The sequence below is a fragment of the Vibrio maritimus genome (assembly GCF_021441885.1).
Lineage (GTDB): Bacteria > Pseudomonadota > Gammaproteobacteria > Enterobacterales > Vibrionaceae > Vibrio > Vibrio maritimus_B.
The window spans coordinates 1,384,762-1,400,730 of the sequence record NZ_CP090439.1 but is presented as its reverse complement, the minus strand read 5'-3'; the positions used below and the strand labels follow the sequence as shown (position 1 = coordinate 1,400,730).

At 46.0% G+C, this 15,969-nt stretch carries 14 protein-coding genes; 6 read left to right on the top strand and 8 right to left on the bottom strand.

Translation table 11 applies throughout. The features are described from left to right. Positions 1 to 22 precede the first annotated feature (22 nt). Entirely contained in the window at positions 23 to 1,801 is a 1,779-nt protein-coding gene (locus tag LY387_RS22705; RefSeq protein WP_234496457.1) for an ABC transporter ATP-binding protein/permease, read from the top strand. Here LY387_RS22705 and LY387_RS22700 read toward each other — a convergent pair. From LY387_RS22700 to LY387_RS22685, 4 genes are all read right to left on the bottom strand, one after another. Continuing rightward, a complete protein-coding gene (locus LY387_RS22700; RefSeq protein ID WP_234496456.1) occupies positions 1,782 to 2,348 on the bottom strand; it encodes a GNAT family N-acetyltransferase in 567 nt (188 codons plus the stop codon). The genes LY387_RS22705 and LY387_RS22700 overlap by 20 nt on opposite strands. A 72-nt stretch (positions 2,349 to 2,420) precedes the next feature. Next, positions 2,421 to 2,690 (bottom strand): hypothetical protein, encoded by a 270-nt coding sequence (locus LY387_RS22695; RefSeq protein ID WP_234496455.1) that lies wholly within the window; start codon positions 2,688 to 2,690, stop codon positions 2,421 to 2,423. Positions 2,691 to 2,865: 175 nt separating this feature from the next. Then, positions 2,866 to 5,097, bottom strand: a complete 2,232-nt coding sequence (locus LY387_RS22690) for a hypothetical protein (protein ID WP_234496454.1) — start codon at positions 5,095 to 5,097, stop codon at positions 2,866 to 2,868. 213 nt (positions 5,098 to 5,310) lie between these two features. Next, the gene (locus tag LY387_RS22685; protein WP_234496453.1) at positions 5,311 to 5,745 is read right to left on the bottom strand and encodes a MarR family winged helix-turn-helix transcriptional regulator; all 435 of its coding nucleotides are present in this window, start codon (positions 5,743 to 5,745) and stop codon (positions 5,311 to 5,313) included. A gap of 99 nt (positions 5,746 to 5,844) precedes the next feature. Between LY387_RS22685 and LY387_RS22680 the strand changes: the two genes are divergently transcribed. From LY387_RS22680 to LY387_RS22670, 3 genes are all read left to right on the top strand, one after another. Beyond that, positions 5,845 to 6,351: a DUF2798 domain-containing protein gene (locus LY387_RS22680; RefSeq protein WP_234496452.1), complete on the top strand. Its 507-nt coding sequence runs from the start codon at positions 5,845 to 5,847 to the stop codon at positions 6,349 to 6,351. A gap of 27 nt (positions 6,352 to 6,378) precedes the next feature. Then, a complete protein-coding gene (locus LY387_RS22675; RefSeq protein WP_234496451.1) occupies positions 6,379 to 6,696 on the top strand; it encodes a DUF3861 domain-containing protein in 318 nt (105 codons plus the stop codon). Between the two features lie 175 nt (positions 6,697 to 6,871). Beyond that, entirely contained in the window at positions 6,872 to 7,138 is a 267-nt protein-coding gene (locus LY387_RS22670; RefSeq protein WP_042470062.1) for a DUF5062 family protein, read from the top strand. Positions 7,139 to 7,221: 83 nt separating this feature from the next. On the opposite strand, the gene LY387_RS22665 is transcribed toward LY387_RS22670, so the two are convergent. After that, complete coding sequence (locus LY387_RS22665; RefSeq protein ID WP_234496450.1) at positions 7,222 to 8,874, bottom strand: YadA C-terminal domain-containing protein; 1,653 nt, start codon at positions 8,872 to 8,874, stop codon at positions 7,222 to 7,224. A 258-nt stretch (positions 8,875 to 9,132) separates the two neighbouring features. After that, a complete protein-coding gene (locus LY387_RS22660) occupies positions 9,133 to 10,908 on the bottom strand; it encodes an SgrR family transcriptional regulator (RefSeq protein ID WP_234496449.1) in 1,776 nt (591 codons plus the stop codon). A 219-nt stretch (positions 10,909 to 11,127) separates the two neighbouring features. Between LY387_RS22660 and LY387_RS22655 the strand changes: the two genes are divergently transcribed. Next, complete coding sequence (locus tag LY387_RS22655) at positions 11,128 to 12,519, top strand: glycoside hydrolase family 1 protein (protein ID WP_234496448.1); 1,392 nt, start codon at positions 11,128 to 11,130, stop codon at positions 12,517 to 12,519. Positions 12,520 to 12,638: 119 nt separating this feature from the next. Further along, positions 12,639 to 12,815 carry a hypothetical protein gene (locus tag LY387_RS22650; RefSeq protein ID WP_234496447.1) on the top strand — a complete coding sequence of 59 codons (177 nt, stop codon included), beginning with the start codon at positions 12,639 to 12,641 and terminating at the stop codon, positions 12,813 to 12,815. A gap of 79 nt (positions 12,816 to 12,894) precedes the next feature. Here LY387_RS22650 and LY387_RS22645 read toward each other — a convergent pair whose 3' ends face one another. Both LY387_RS22645 and cra read right to left on the bottom strand, forming a co-directional pair. Then, positions 12,895 to 14,577, bottom strand: a complete 1,683-nt coding sequence (locus LY387_RS22645) for a glycoside hydrolase family 9 protein (RefSeq protein ID WP_234496446.1) — start codon at positions 14,575 to 14,577, stop codon at positions 12,895 to 12,897. A gap of 160 nt (positions 14,578 to 14,737) precedes the next feature. Next, positions 14,738 to 15,715: a catabolite repressor/activator gene (gene cra, locus LY387_RS22640; RefSeq protein ID WP_234496445.1), complete on the bottom strand. Its 978-nt coding sequence runs from the start codon at positions 15,713 to 15,715 to the stop codon at positions 14,738 to 14,740. Positions 15,716 to 15,969: the final 254 nt, after the last annotated feature.

Sequence of the window (15,969 nt, the reverse complement as noted above, 5' to 3'; positions counted from 1 at the left end):
AGCGAATCTTAAAGGGCAAAACATGCAGACTCCCTCCGAGACAAAACAACAACGCAAAAACTTGGGGATCTTGATTGAACTACTCGCCTTTATTCGACCCTATCGTATGAAGGTGTTTGCGGCACTTATCGCTTTAATCGTTACCGCAGGGTTAACGCTCTCTGTCGGTCATGGTGTTCGAATCCTAATAGACCAAGGATTCACGCGGCAATCTCTGTCCGACCTTGAAAACGCTATCCAGTTTATTCTGGTCATCACATTATGCATTTCAATTGGCACCTTTTTCCGCTTCTACTTAGTCTCATCAGTTGGCGAACGCGTGAGTGCCGACATTCGCCAAGCCGTGTTTGACCACATTATTACGCTGCACCCAAGCTACTTTGAAACCAATGGCAGCGGCGACATTATGTCTCGTATCACAACAGACACGACGCTACTGCAAAGCATCATCGGCTCGTCATTTTCCATGGCAATGCGTAGCGCGTTGATGTGCGTAGGTGCCATCGTCATGCTATTTGCCACCAATATCAAACTGACGCTAATTGTACTTGCCTCCGTGCCATTTATTTTAGTTCCTATTTTGTTTTATGGCAGACGAGTTCGAGCCCTTTCAAGACAAAGCCAAGACTCAATGGCAGATGTAGGAAGCTATGCCGGGGAAGCCATTGAACATATCAAAACCGTGCAGAGCTATAGCTTTGAAGCGCAAGAGCGCGCTTCGTTCGCCACTGAAGTAGAACGCGCTTATGAGATAGGTCGACGACGAGTAAAGCAGCGCGCTATTCTCATCTCTGGTGTCATCGTGATTGTCTTTAGCGCGATCGCAGGCATGTTGTGGGTAGGTGGCAGCGACGTTATCAATGGCGTTATGTCAGCAGGAGATCTGGGGGCATTTGTGTTTTACGCTATTATGGTTGCCTCCTCTCTCGCCACTATTTCTGAAGTCTTGGGAGAACTACAAAGAGCAGCCGGTGCAACCGAGCGATTAATTGAAATCCTGCAGGTAGAAAGTCACATCACGGCTCCAACGGAAGAGGTGCTCTCCCCTGATACATTGCGCCCAGAAGTCGCCTTCAATCAAGTTGTCTTCCACTACCCTTCTAGACCGACACAAGCGGCTGTTGAATCGCTTGATCTTGTTGCCGAAGAAGGGAAAGTACTCGCGCTTGTGGGGCCATCTGGAGCAGGTAAAACAACCTTATTTGAACTGATGCAACGATTCTACGACCCAGAAAGCGGACAAGTCACGCTTGGCGGAGTTGATATCAAACGTTTCGATCCGCTTGAGCTTCGCAAACAGATGGCATTGGTTCCGCAGCAGCCTGCACTGTTCAGTAATGATGTGTTTCACAACATTCGATATGGCAACGCAACCGCCACTGATGAAGAAGTGATTGAAGCCGCGAAAAAGGCGCATGCGCACGATTTTATTATGAACTTACCTGACGATTATGGCAGCTTCTTGGGAGAACGAGGAGTGCGACTCTCTGGCGGCCAACGTCAACGTATTGCCATCGCCAGAGCGATTCTAAAAGATCCAAAGATCCTATTATTGGATGAAGCCACCAGCGCCCTAGATAGCGAAAGCGAACATCACGTTCAACAGGCACTGGACGAGCTAATGCAAGGTCGCACAACCATTATCATCGCGCACCGCTTATCCACCATTCAGCATGCCGACCAAATTGCGGTACTTGACCATGGTCGCCTGATCGATAAAGGCAATCACCGAGAACTTCTACAGACGTGCGAGCTATATCGAAGGCTCGTCGACCTGCAGTTTAAACACTTGGCGAGCTAACTCTACCCTCGGACCATGCTTGATGTGACAACCCATAGATAGCGTGGTCAACGACTCGACCATTTAAATTTTCGGCACATGTGATAATACCTTCAAGGGTAAAACCAAGTCTCTCGCACACCGCTCGGCTTGGTTTGTTCTCACTTGCCGCTGAGATCTGAACCTTCTCCATTTTTAAGTCTAGAAAAGCTATTTCAATGAGTTTTGAGACGGCTCGCGTGGCTATGCCGCGCCCTTGCATAGACTGGCTTAGCCAATAGCCTATCTCGACTCTTTTTAATGACGAGTCTATGACGTTAAAACTGATGTTTCCAACGATCTCATCTTGATAAATAATCGCGCAGGTCATGGATTTTCCATCGGCATAGTCATGTAGAGATTGTCTTATAAAGCTCAGAAAAAACGCTTCATTTTCTGCGTGTGGCGGCCAGGCTAGCCACTGCGAGAGATAGTCACGTTCACGGGTAACAATCTCAAGATACCGAGCGGCAAAACTCGGCTGTACCAGAGCTAGTGATAAATCCTTATCTACTTTTAGTGTGAACATGCAACCTTTCCCAATAAATACATATACCTATGTACAATCTATAACAAAAGAACGGAAGGATACACGAACTTGTCACCAATGGATGTCCAAGTCTTGATTAAGACCACTTTGAATGTCATGCCACTCAGCCATTAACATACTCGCCTTTTCGCTGCTGATAGGCTTTTCTAACGAGGCATCTTTCTGGTCTTTTAATGTCAACAGGTAGGTCTTTGCATTGAGGTCAGCGCTGATAGCGTGGTATTCATCGATACATTGCTGCGTGGTTTTGTTTGGTCCCCACGCAAGCACTATTTTACTTCCGTTAATGTCCATTGAGATGGCAAGTGAGCAACAATCCATGTCTTTCTCCTTTGTTATTTAGAGTTTTTATACTAGTAAGAATAGTCACTTTCCTAGGTGCCGCGAGTTATCTGTTCGAAACAGTGACTAAATCCGTGCTAGTTACGCAACTAACTACGCAACTCCTATAGTTCCAGTTTCCTTCTCTGGAACAAATCTCTTTAACCACTTTACGTTAGTAAAGAAGAAACAGGCCTTGATACCCGCCAATAGTGACTTCTTCAACATAGTCGCCTACTTGACCATCAGCACCCACCACTCTCATCGGAGTATCCAAATAGACAATGACAGGCTCTGATTGATAGAAGTCGCGGCTCTTACCAAAGAAATCTGTTCGATACAGGACCTTGCCTTTAGTAAACTCTCTAGCAAGGACCATCTCTTCAGGTCCGCCAGTGACTACCGTGCTTTCTGATTGATACAGAAAATAGGTGTAGGTTGGTAAAAGATGGCTTATCCCTTCTGGAAGGTCTGCATGTACTACTGAGGTTTGAGAAGTGTTTCCGACAACAGTGAAGTCGGCTGGATAAGGAGTTTCCGTTGAGAGCATCAAAGGAATTGGCTCGTATCCTTCTGGGATCTGCTCTGCCGGCTGGCCTAGATCCACAGCCAGTAACGCGCTTGGTTGATATGCCATGTTCTTGGGCACACCTGACTGCCAGAAGTTGTCTGATGATGTGTTGTCACTTCCGTAGACATAGCCGTTGTTCCATTGATTAAAAAAGCTAAGTTCCGGGTGGCTATTTAAGTAGTAGATCGCCAACGCTGCATACTGGTCTTGCTGCCAATTGTCCTGTGAGTTACCAAAATACTGGACGCGTCCATATCGGGTACTCGCTTGAAAGATGACACTACGTCCGTCGTTCGCAAATACAGAGTTATCCCAGTATTTTGCAATCCCAGCGTAGCCACTAAACCCGGTTGACGGGAACACATAGTGCTCACGCAGATACAGTGACGCGGCTTCGGTCAATGCCTGTTGTCCATTTCTTCCTAATAAGTTAGCAGTACCAACGTTAACACTGATTAACGAATTACTTTGACGCACAGAGAGTTCTTGTAGAAACTTAGCGAACTGAGTCTGATATAGCTGATCCGCTGCTTCAGAGCCTGCCACGACGTCAAGTTCTGCCACCCGACCACCGCTGTAAACATGAAATTGATTCGGACCAAGAAGCTTATTTGTGTCATCGTTGTAAGCGCCATTCAGTCCTTGTTCTGACCAGGTTGACGCATAGTAATCGCTCATCAAGGCAAGGTAATTCGGGTTGGCTAGATTAGTCAGCGCCCAAGATGAGTTTTGATTCCACATTCGACCAAATGGAATGACTCGAGATTCCCAACGAAAGCGTGCAGTGGCTTGCTTATTACTTCGGTTTTTGTACTCAGACCACGATAGGTAATTGTCACCATCAAGATCCGCTGACTCATCAAACCCCCGCACCTTACGCCAGCGCTCTATCGTTTTTCCGTCAGTGGTTTCCGTTGGGGCATCGGTTAGTTTCACTGTCTGGAAGCTATTTTTGAGCTTCACCTCTTTTAGACGCGGACGATGCTCTGGGTCACTCCCGCTCCAACGAATACGCGCGACATATAATTTTCCACCATCCCGCAGATACGTAGAGCCAAAGTACTGACCACCGCCGTAGCTTGCTCCAGAACCGTCGTGTGTTGTTGCCCTCACCCAATCCGTTGGAACGCTCCAAATCACATTCTGGTTTTTTGTCATGTTTAAGGTTTTGTCTTTGGTGATGGTAAAACGCTCCCATGTTAACGCCTTACCATTACCATCAACCGAGCTTGGATACTCGACCCAAAACTCCCCACCTTGGGCATATTTGGAAAACTTCAACACTAGGCGATCGAACGGTTCAGAGTGATAAACATACAAAGCACCACCAGACGCAAAGTTCTCGAACACATCGGCGTCCCAAGGGGGAGTTTGATAAAGCCAAAAGCCCGCGTGATCCTCGTTGGCGGTATAGCCAACTATCATCGGTTTACGATTCAGAATAGTATTCTCACCGTGCGTTTTATCTACCTCGGCAAGCACTGTATCTTCAGAAAAGTGCAAAAACAGGTCTTCGAAGTCTATACCTTGCTGTTCCGCTTTCTCTCTAAGTTCATGTTCAAGCCAATTGGAATTCATTTCTAGCTTTTGGTTGTACATGTAACCCACGGCTTGCGTTCGCTGGTTATCCGCAGTGCCAGCATAAGAACCGAACACAAGATCACTGTGGTTTATTTCCCAATCAATCACATCTTGCGAAGATACTGCAGAGCCCGACAAGTCCACCCCATTTTCATGAAGACCGGGAAGAACGATAGCGGTATTAGCGGAGGGGTATTGGGCGGCGATGAGAGGTAAAGAGGCGAAAAATACGGCAAGTGGCACAATGTGTTTCATTCGGGTGTCCTTTCTCGTCGAGCTGGCAAAATGTCATTTTGCGTCTCAATTTGCGAGAGAAAGTATTGTAGAGCGGCCTATACTGCGCAAGGCAGCTGCCGCTCCATAGTCAATCAAAATAGGCAATTCCAACAAGTGAGACACAGTTTGCGCCTCAAGCTTAGAGTCAAATCACGACAAATTTTCTCAAAATGAGAATGCGGTACTCAGTTGTTAAGCCTTTCCTTGTTCAAGGTTTCTCGCCATCTTCTCAGCAGTTTTCGTGAAATCAACCAATTCATCCTGGTTTATCCCGTCAGACATAATCTCGAAAACTCGGCGGTCAATATCCGCCAGACTCGTCATCACTTTCTGCCCCGATTCAGTAAGCTCCAAAAAGTGGCTGCGCTTGTCAGCAGGGTTCGCAGCTTTAACCAACAAACCTTGCGAAATAAGCGCATTTATCAACCGTGTTACCTGAGCTTTATCTCGATCAAGGTAGTGGGCGATATCGATAGACGTACACGGTGACGTTTTAGTAATTATCTTCATTACGCGCATATGCATAGGTGCAATATCGTAGTCGAGCTGCTCGATTTGTTCTGTCATTTGACGCTTTAAAGAGTGAACTAAACGAAAGACAGATTCCAAAGAGGTGTTTTCAGACATGATCGATCCTTTAAAAATATAGTTGACATTATCAACCACTGAATTTATAGTTGACATTATCAACTTAATTAAACGCTATTTCAAGACTGGAGAATCGAAATGACGACACAACTAACACTTAGTCCATTAGAGTCAAACGCCTCTCTAGAGACCAACAAGAAAACACCTCTCCTTTTAAAAGTCCTCGTTATGGTGAGCATGATGAGCCTAGTTGGAGGATCACTGACCGCAGTGATGACCTACATGAACGTCGGATTTGGTGAGTCATTCTTTCATCAATGGCTGTCTTCGTTTGCCCTAGCCGCATTGGTGATGATGCCTGTGGGTATGGGAATGATGACGCTGATGACCAAACTTATCGGCAAGCTAATGCCAGAAAAAAGCGAACACGTTCGCAACTTGGTGGTTGGCTTAATCATGGCTGTTGTTATGGAGTCGCTTATGGCTTTCGTAACCGCTGCCAACACAATTGGATTTTCTGACACTTCAGATTTTACCACTGGATGGTTCAACGGCTTTATCGCCGCGCTCCCAGTTGGCCTAACGATCATGATCGTTATGTCACTGACCATAAAACCTAAGATTGAAAAGTTTCTTAAGAGCTAACTCAGTTACTAATTTTTGGAGAACCACATGAAATCACTTATCAGCAAACACAACCAATACCGCATTACTATTGAAGAAGTAAGCACCAAAGCAGAGCGTGAGCCTCAAACGCTGACTTTCGAGTTCGAGGATCGCGAAGACATGTTCAATGTCATCGAAAAAATGAAACAAGGCAGCGGTCTCGATGAGCAGTCCGCGACTCGTTTAGGTCTGAGCATCCGCCTGCTTGGTCCTTTAATGATGCAAGACAGAAAGCAGCCTTTGTTTGCAGATTTCTTCCCACACTTCAAAGACTTCATGCAAAACCTAAAGAAGACCATTAAAGGTCAGATCAAAGGTCAATAAGCCTAACTAGCCTCGCAATCGCGAGGCTTTTTTCTACTACTTTTCCCCTTCTCGATACACGTCGAATTTTTACAAACGGTAACGTCATTTCTATCAAAAATAGAATGAGTTAACAGCGCAGTCAGAACTTTACTGCTAGGGTTTAGATTCACCCATAAATCAATCTAGGCAATGTATGTCAAAGACAGCAAAATTAGAAAACGAAGACAAGTTGTTCAAAAAGGCACTTGAAGTGGGTTGTAAAATGGCGGCAATGCAGGGCTACCCTATCCACGACCCTTCGGCAAGTCAGTCAATGAAAGCGAGAGCGCTGTATCTGTTCTTAGTGGAAGTGCGCCAAATCGTCCCGCTGCCAGAAGATAAGGTCGATGGGCAGAATATCAAGAAGCGTCTTGCGCTTTGGTTACATAGTGCGCTGCCTGATGGGGATCCTCTCAAATAAATCCTCAATTTCGATTTATATGACCACAAACTAAAACAGCCCCCGAAGGGGCTTTTGAATATGTAAAAGGCTAACTGGGCAATCTATTTAAAAGTGTACTGAGCACCTACGCCCACAGCCAAATCACTTTTCGTGTATTTGCCCGCAGTCTCGTAGCTACCGATAAAGTTACCACTCCAGTTTTCGTTGAATTGATACGCACCACCGATTGCCAATGCACGCTTACTGCCCGCAGCACCAATACCCGCACCAACGGCAAACTCACCTGGCTCAGATGTAAATGCACGTGCTGACATTGCCGCGTGAGTCGATGCTTTAACGCCATCGTAACGCTCACGCATTTCCTCACCTTGACGAACTAACGCATCTTCTAAGTTATCAATGCGAACACTGTTCCTAGAGATTTGCTGTGAGTTCTCACTAATCTTATCAGCATTTGAGACAACAACATCGCTAGCCTGTCTCGCAAACTCGTCACCGATAGCAATCTCATCGTCGATACGTTTATTGGTATCAGTGATCTTGTTGCGGTTTTCTTCACGGTCAGCTTTAGCTTGTTTGTTTACTTTGTCTTGGTTCTCGAGTTCTTTATCGATGCGACCAGCGTTCTTAGCAATATCAGATTCGTTTTGCTTAGAGCGCGTTTCATTTTCCTTGCTACGATCAGTGTTGGCTTTGATTTTCTCGTCTTGAGCGGCGTCACGAGCTTTAGACTCCTTCTCTACACGAGAGATTTCATTCGCGTTGTGTTTAATTTTAGAGTCTTGAGCAGCGTCGCGGTTTTTAGAGTCAGTCTCTACTCGATCAATATTCTCTTTGTTGGCGTCACGCCCCGCTTGACCATTCTCGACTTTGGAATCAACGTACTCTTTCGCTTTTTCTTCCCAAGCGTCGAACTCGCTACGAATTTGTTCGTCGTATTCACCGGCAGCTTTGGTAATGTCTTTACGAATTTGAGTTTCGGTATCCTTCAAGTCCTGCTTAACGCCACCGACAGCGTTCTTAACATCATTGATATCATTCGCATTCTTTGCAATTGCGGCAGCACCAGCAGCAATACTAGTGTTTACTTTAGTGTCAAGAGCTTCGATATTAGTTTTGTTTTGCTCACTGCGAGCCTTATTATTTATCGAGCGACCTATTGTGTCGCTATACTCTTTATTTACATCATTTTGGCGTCGACCTTCTTCCGTTGAACGATGACCATTGTAGTGTGCGTCTTTAATCCATTCATTTCCGGGCTTATTAGCCTCGGAAATAGCTTCTTGTTTAACCTTTTCAAAGTCATTTCCAAGCTTTTCACGGAGAACCTTGTTTCCAGGACGAGAATTATCTATGAGGTCTGCATATGTATCACGCACAATGTGCTCATGAGCAGACATTGCCTTACCATCACGATCTTTTGTGAAGATACCATCAGCACCAGTGATAGGCGTCCCGCCGTTTTTTTCTAGTGCGTTCAAGTATTCAGCCGCACCAGTTGCACGGCGTTCTTGATATTCTTTGTACTTGGCGTCCGCCTCAGAATCAGTACCACAACCGCCTAATTCGCGAACCCAACTACCGCTTTTACACTCTTTGCCAGCATGGTTAAAGAACTTATCAAATCCGGGAACACCAGATTTAACAGCTTGACCATAACCATCACTAGGCGCATTCTCGTCAGATTGATTTGCCATTGCAACAGTCGAACAAATAGAAGCTAAAAGCGCTAGAGCTAAAGAAGTTTTTTTCATTTTTGATTGTCTCAATTAATTTTGATGTCTCATCAAATCCATCGACAATGTGGTCCGTCCTCATGGAGCGGCGCGAACTCTACGAACGAACACAATTTGTTACAAAATGGGAAGCATTCACGAATCGAATGGGTTCAACTGTGGCGGGCGCTAGCGCGATGCATGCTGAAAAAAATTATCAATAAAACAATCAAAAAGCCCCAGCACTATGGCTGGGGCTCATTCATAAAAACAACTTATTTTAGATGTTCGGCAGGTTTACTTTGTCTCAGTGTCGATTGATTCATCCGTCCACACATTTCGAAAATCAGGCCATGACCAATCAGTGATTTTTACACCTTGCAGCACGCTACCCCAACGCAGAGTTTGTCTGTGGTGGAACAAGGGTAGAAGTCTGTTTTCTATCAATAGATTCGTCGCAACAGACTCTAGCTCTTTGAGGTAATAGTCTGCGTATTGTTGCTCTCTGATTTCATTAAGTTGTGTATCTAACCATTCTAGACACGGTGCACCGAGTCCTTGTCTCAGAATCGCATCCGAGCACATCCAGCGATAGACAGATATTGGAAGGTTGTCATCAACAATAAAGCTGGCGATGGTGATGTCTTCTGTGAGCTTACCTTCGTTTGCTTTATTGTGCAGCGTCTCGAGCGTATACACATTGATTTGGCACTCTACACCCAACAAGGCTAGCTGTGCTTTGATGCCGTTCGCGCAGTCTAGTATCACTTGGTGGTCATACACGGCTATGCTCAGTGTCTCTGGGAGCACGACTCTTTCGGCGACACGTCGTGTAATCTTTGTCCAGCTTGGCAAGATATTGTGAGCTGGAATAGAAGCTCTTGAGAGTGGGTTGAGGTCTGGGTTTTCTAGTATCGAATACGGAGAGAGAACACTGCAAAGGTAGGCTCTTTGCAAGTTGCTCAGCGAGTGTGGAGATCCATTGGCATTCAAGAGTAAATAAAGACACCCATTCTCAATACGAGTTTGGGTGTGAGCTTGAATGTTGAGGTTCTCGCGTTTCGCAGAACCACTTTCTGGCTCAGAGTACTCGAGTTCAATCCGTTCATTTGGCGTTTTATCAAGCTGCCAAATTGTCACGGTATCGGTTAGTGCTGGCAGATCGAAGAATCTATCGTTCGCTGCTAACCGCAGGCGCTCATCCGAATGCTCGATGACGCGAAATGCACCGCATCCATCCACGACTCGCCCCCCTAAACCCTCCAGTTGCTTTGGAGGCTGAATCGAATAGCGTAAATCCGACACTAAAGCATCAAAGCTGCAATCCGGACGATCTAGCTCAAAAGTGACGGTTTGATGCCCAAATTTCACCGCTTTTAAGTGAGCCAGTTCGGAGTCATATTCGGGTAGTGATTTGAGTTTAGAGAACAGCTCTGCGACGACTTCTGGGGTAAGCGCTAGACCTGAGTGAAACTCTAGTCTCGGTCTTAAGTAGAAGCGCCACTCCGTATGGTTTTCATTAACCGTCCAATGATGAGCAAGCTGTGGTGATACGTTTCCTTCATGATCGCACGCCGTCAGACACGAATAGATCTGGCGAACCAAAAACCGCTCGCTATTTCTGAGTGGCTTGTGTGGCAAGATAGGCTGGAAAGCACGTTGGTAGGTGAGCTGAATATGAAGCTGTCCTTCTCGAACCATGGTTCCGGACGTTTGTTGCAGCAATTGCGAAAACTGTTGTTGATCGCCATGCAACAGTGAAAATGCAGATTCATATTGCCCCTGTTCAATCAGCTCTTTACCCAACTGCTGACGCAGGGTTTTAGCATCAAAATGCAACGTCAGGTGCGAACGTTGGTTTCTACCAACTTTAGGGTTCCAAATTAACCAACCTCGCTGCTGAAGCGCTTGCAGAACAGTTCTGGCGTGCCGTGCTGTTGTAAACAAAACCTCGGCGACATCAGCCAAAGGCAGGTGGTATTCATTGTTCGAAACTGAACGTTCAGTATCGAGATTTTTCGAACCAAGACTCAACAGTCTCTCGTAGTATTGCAGCGCTCGCTCGTCTTTCATACGTTTACAATATAAGGAAGTAAATAGATAGTTAACTTCCTTATATTAGCCTTTGAACATCAATAAGCCTAAGAATATTCGCCTTACTCAGTATTGGGGAAATTTATTATTAAAACCAAGCTCTTTTTATCTTCCCATTTAAGTCAGATACTACGTCTATATTGAACAAGCGCGTATACGCTGAGCGCGCCCACCAATCTCATCAATCCAGAGGTTTCTATGACTCAGTTTCCAGACAATTTTCTTTGGGGTGGCGCTATTGCCGCAAACCAAGTTGAAGGTTCGTATACCCTTGATGGCAAAGGACTTTCAACGTCCGATATGTTGCCCTCTGGTATTTTAAGCCCACACCAAACGCGTGACGAGCGCACGCCGGGCATTAAAGATATCGCGATCGACTTCTACAATCGTTACCCAGAAGATATTGCTCTGTTTGATGAGATGGGTTTTAACTGTTTGAGACTATCCATAGCATGGACGCGCATCTTCCCGAATGGAGATGATGCAGAACCGAACGAAGCGGGGCTCGCCTACTATGACCGCATTTTCGACGAACTGGCAAAATACAATATGACGCCATTTGTGACCCTATCGCATTACGAAATGCCTTACGCGCTCGTGGAAAACTATGGCGGCTGGGGTGACCGTAGGCTGATTGATCTATTTGAGCGCTACGTGACAACCGTGTTTGAACGTTACAAAAACAAGGTCAAGCTTTGGCTAACCTTTAACGAGATCAACATGTCTTTGCATGCCCCATTCACGGGTGTGGGTCTGCAAGAAGACGCCACGGAGCAAGAGATCTACCAAGCAATACATCATCAGTTGGTAGCCAACGCTAAAGCAGTTCAAGCGTGTAAGCGTATTATCCCAGATGGCCAGATCGGCAACATGCTATTGGGAGCGCTCAACTACCCATACACCTGCAACCCAGATGATGTCATTGCCGCGATGCATGAAAACAACAAGTGGTTGTTCTTTGGTGATGTACAAACTCGCGGCAAATATCCTGGCTACATGCTGCGTTACTTCCGTGAGAACGGCATTGAGCTAACAATGGAAGATGGCGATTTGAAAACCATTGCTAGCGCTTCTGTCGATTTCATCTCATTTAGCTACTACGCAAGTGGCTGCGCGAGTGCCGATCCAAAACAAAAAGAAGTGGGAAACATTGTTGATAGCGTGCCAAATCCTTACTTAGAGAAAAGTCAGTGGGGCTGGCTGATCGACCCTAAAGGGCTGCGCGTGCTGCTTAACTTCCTGTATGACCGTTACCAAAAACCACTGTTTATTGTTGAAAATGGTTTAGGTGCGCGAGATGAGCTCGATGCGAATGGAGAAATCCAAGATGACTACCGTATCGCTTATTTGAACGATCACTTAGTACAAGCACGTGAGGCCGTAGCTGACGGCGTTGAGCTAATGGGATTCACCAGTTGGGGGCCGATTGACCTAGTCGCCAACTCTACCGCTGAAATGAGCAAACGCTATGGATTTATCTATGTCGATCGTCACGATGACGGAACGGGCACATTGGAGCGAAAACGCAAGAAGAGCTTCTACTGGTACCAAGGTGTCATTTCAAGCAACGGTCAGTCACTAACAGAATAGTATCCGCCTGCATTACAACTGGTAAAGAAATCATCGATCGCGTTCAAACATAAGATAAATCTCTAGTTTCGGCGCGAATTCAGTGTTAAATTTATGAAAAAATTAACAAGGAGTTCACGATGAATTCGAAAGTAGCAGTGGTAATGGGCTTAGCGTTGGCAGCTGTGCTAGCGGGCTGTGCCCCATCAAACGAATATCGTAACAACCAAGAAATTGGTACTAAGATGGAAGACGACGCGAAGCGCGAAAAAGAAATTTGTACCGCGCTCGGAGATATCAACTGCGCAATGCAGTAATCTAATCTGAGAACACGTAAAAAAACGCTCACTTTTTAGTGAGCGTTTTTGTTTGCATGCATCAGTCTTTTCTTCAATGTTAGTCAAAGTAGCTACTATGCACCGCCAACAGCCCTATTAGTGCTGCGTTGTAGTCAATAGCAAACTCATTCACCGCATATGACTTTTCATCATCCACATAACTTTGCATTCCCATATTTTTTGGTGCGACATTTGCCTGTGCTTTAATGTTGGGCCCTCCCACTAGAAAACCTGGGAGACTGACGCCTGTCCCGATGCGATACAGGTGATGAAGATTACGAACGGCATAGGTTCCAAAGTGAGTGACGTAACTCATGTTAAACGCGTTGGCTCCTAGTAAGTAATCGAGTTGCGCCTGCACTAGCCAGCGATGCTGCTTGCGACCAGATACCAGGTCACTCCAAGCTAGTAAGATACCGACCTCAGCCACCATTTTGTTGGAACCCCATACAAAGCGTTGGTTAGCAACAAAAAATGGGGAAGGCTCAGCCAATTTCGCATAACGATTTGCCACCGCACGTAGGTCACTTTTCATGGTGTCTATAAAAGGCGAATCTAAGGTCAAAATGAGATGCCAAACACCCATAACGGCAGGATTTTTCCATTCAAAGAAATCGAGCATATCGATACTTTGTCCGACCAGATCGTCATAAGCGTGCTGTGCAAAATCTAGATACTTTTCATTTCGAGTGGTGACATAGAGCTCAGCAGCAGCCCATAGTCTGTCGTCTAGGTCGGTTGCGAGCGATTCTTCCTTATCATACTGATTAAGAATATATGGCCCAGAGCCGGTATCGTCTTCCTTTTGCCAATCTATATACTGCTCGGGCTGCGATTCCAGATAAGCCCAAGCCAAGTTCGCCGCCTGTAAAAAACGTTCAGAGAGTGACTCGTCAAATTGCTTGTAGGTTCTAGCCGCAAACGCCATCGTCGCGGCAAACTTAGCGGTATCCGAAGTGCTAACACCGTAAACGTAACGCACCTGATTATCTAGCCAAGGTGGAATTTTCGCAGGCCACGCAGCGCCAGAAAGCTTTCGATAAACAGCACCATCTTGTCGCTGCATTTTTTTCATCCATTCAATGCCATAAAGCGCTTCACTCAGTATTGTTGGCATCTTGTTGGGCTCTTGAATCGGATACAAATCCGGTGCTTGCCGGTAGGCTTCTAGCATCCGAGCGATCGTGATAGTCGCCGTTGCGATGTATTTCCCAAAGTCTCCTGCGTCATACCAACCGCCCGCACCGTCGAGTTTTGTCCCCTCTTTGTTAAACTCATCGCTACGAAAGATGACCCCATCTTCCATATGACTAGGCGGTCTCGCCATGCCAGTTTGCGCTGAGTACACCGCTTGACCAGAGCGTTGTAGAAATAAAGCGTGAACAAGGGCTTGGTGCAAATCTTGATAGACACTAGGTTTGATTTCAAAAGGTGGCGACTTAGTTTCACCACTTTGAAAATAGTACCAACCTGGTTCATTGAGCGAAGAGAAATCCGCCACCATGGTAGATTGGCCGTCGGGAAGAAGGCTATTGTATGAGAACGAGTAACTGACTGGTTTTCGAGGGTCACTCACAGAAATAAGTTCTACCGACTCTGGCGCTTTTACATCGCCGACATAATCGACCCAGAACACTTTTTTGTCAGCCTGTGGCACGAAACCCAACTGATTAATAACCAACTCGCTTGCCAATACCGACGTACTTGTCAGCAAAGCTAGCCCAACCCCCAAAGATTTCATAGCGACTCCCTGTTAATGAGATACCTCTATGGAGCAGTCTAGGCGTTGCTAAACAAGAATCGAGAAAGATTTCAGTTAAGTGACGGAAATGGAAATAAAAATTTGGCGTGCTACATTAGCATTGCGCTCGGGTAACACGCCTTCATTTGTCTCTGTTGGTCTATCGAACCTTCAACTTACGCGGAATGAGTTCAACTCCCGGTTTATAGCGTTTAGCAGAACCGTTAAGAGCAAGCTCAAGGGCGCTATCACAAATAAGCTCGAACTGCTGAGGCAATGAGTTTACTCGTAATGGCAGAAAATCGAGCAAGCGGTTATCACCAAAGGTACCAATTTTAATCTTGCCCATAAGCTCTGGTTTTTCTATCAAGACATCCAGCACACCTTCTAGCAGGGTGTACGACGTCGTAACTAGCGCATCAGGGAGTTGCCCTTGCTCTATCCACTCCATAAGCACACGCTTACCTTCGTCACTGTTAAAGTGATCGCCATAAGCGACTTGTGACGCAAGCTGCTTCTCCTTTACCGCCGTTTCAAAGCCCAACTGACGTTCGCGAGATATGTTCAGATCAGGCAGCGCTCCAATCAGCCCTATTGTCTCAACCTGCTCATCGATAACAGACTGCGTAAGGTCATAAGCGGCACCATGATCCTCACTAATTACACAACTGAAGTGTTCATCATCTAGACTACGGTCGATAGCGATTACAGGTGTACCGCGCTGCTGAATCGACAAGTAGTAGTCGCTGGCATCGGCGATAGCACTGGCAACAAACAGCGCGTCGATACGGCGTGATATTAGAGCATCCGCCACCAGCTTTTCGGTGTCCGGATCATCATCAGAACAGCCAATGAGTATCTGAAAACCCGCTTTACGAGAGTTCTGTTCAAGCAGTTTTGCGATGCGCGCGTAACTGGTGTTCTCAAGGTCAGGGATGATCAGACCAAACGAACGGCTCTGCCCTGCTCGCAAAGAAGACGCAGCGTGGTCTGGTCGATAGTTATGTTCTTCAACGACCGCCATCACCTTGCGCTGTGTTTTTTCAGAAATTCTGTACTTTTGAGCTTTGCCATTGATGACATAGCTCGCGGTCGTTTTAGACACGCCAGCTAATTTCGCTATCTCGTCGAGAGTCATGTTTCGATCCTTTTCTGTGCGATGGATCATATAAATGAATTCCAAGCCAACTGATAAATTGAATTATATGCTGAATCGGTTCAGTATAAAAGCTGAAAGGATTCAGCAAAGTTCACAGTTTTAGAATTTGGTCCATAATGATGGTGGACAGACAGTGAACATAGACAAGAGTGGCGCTAAGTCTGATGCGGAGAATTACGCATCCTGAGAGTTACAGCTCCATAGAAAAGACCACCAAGACAACAGCAAAGGAC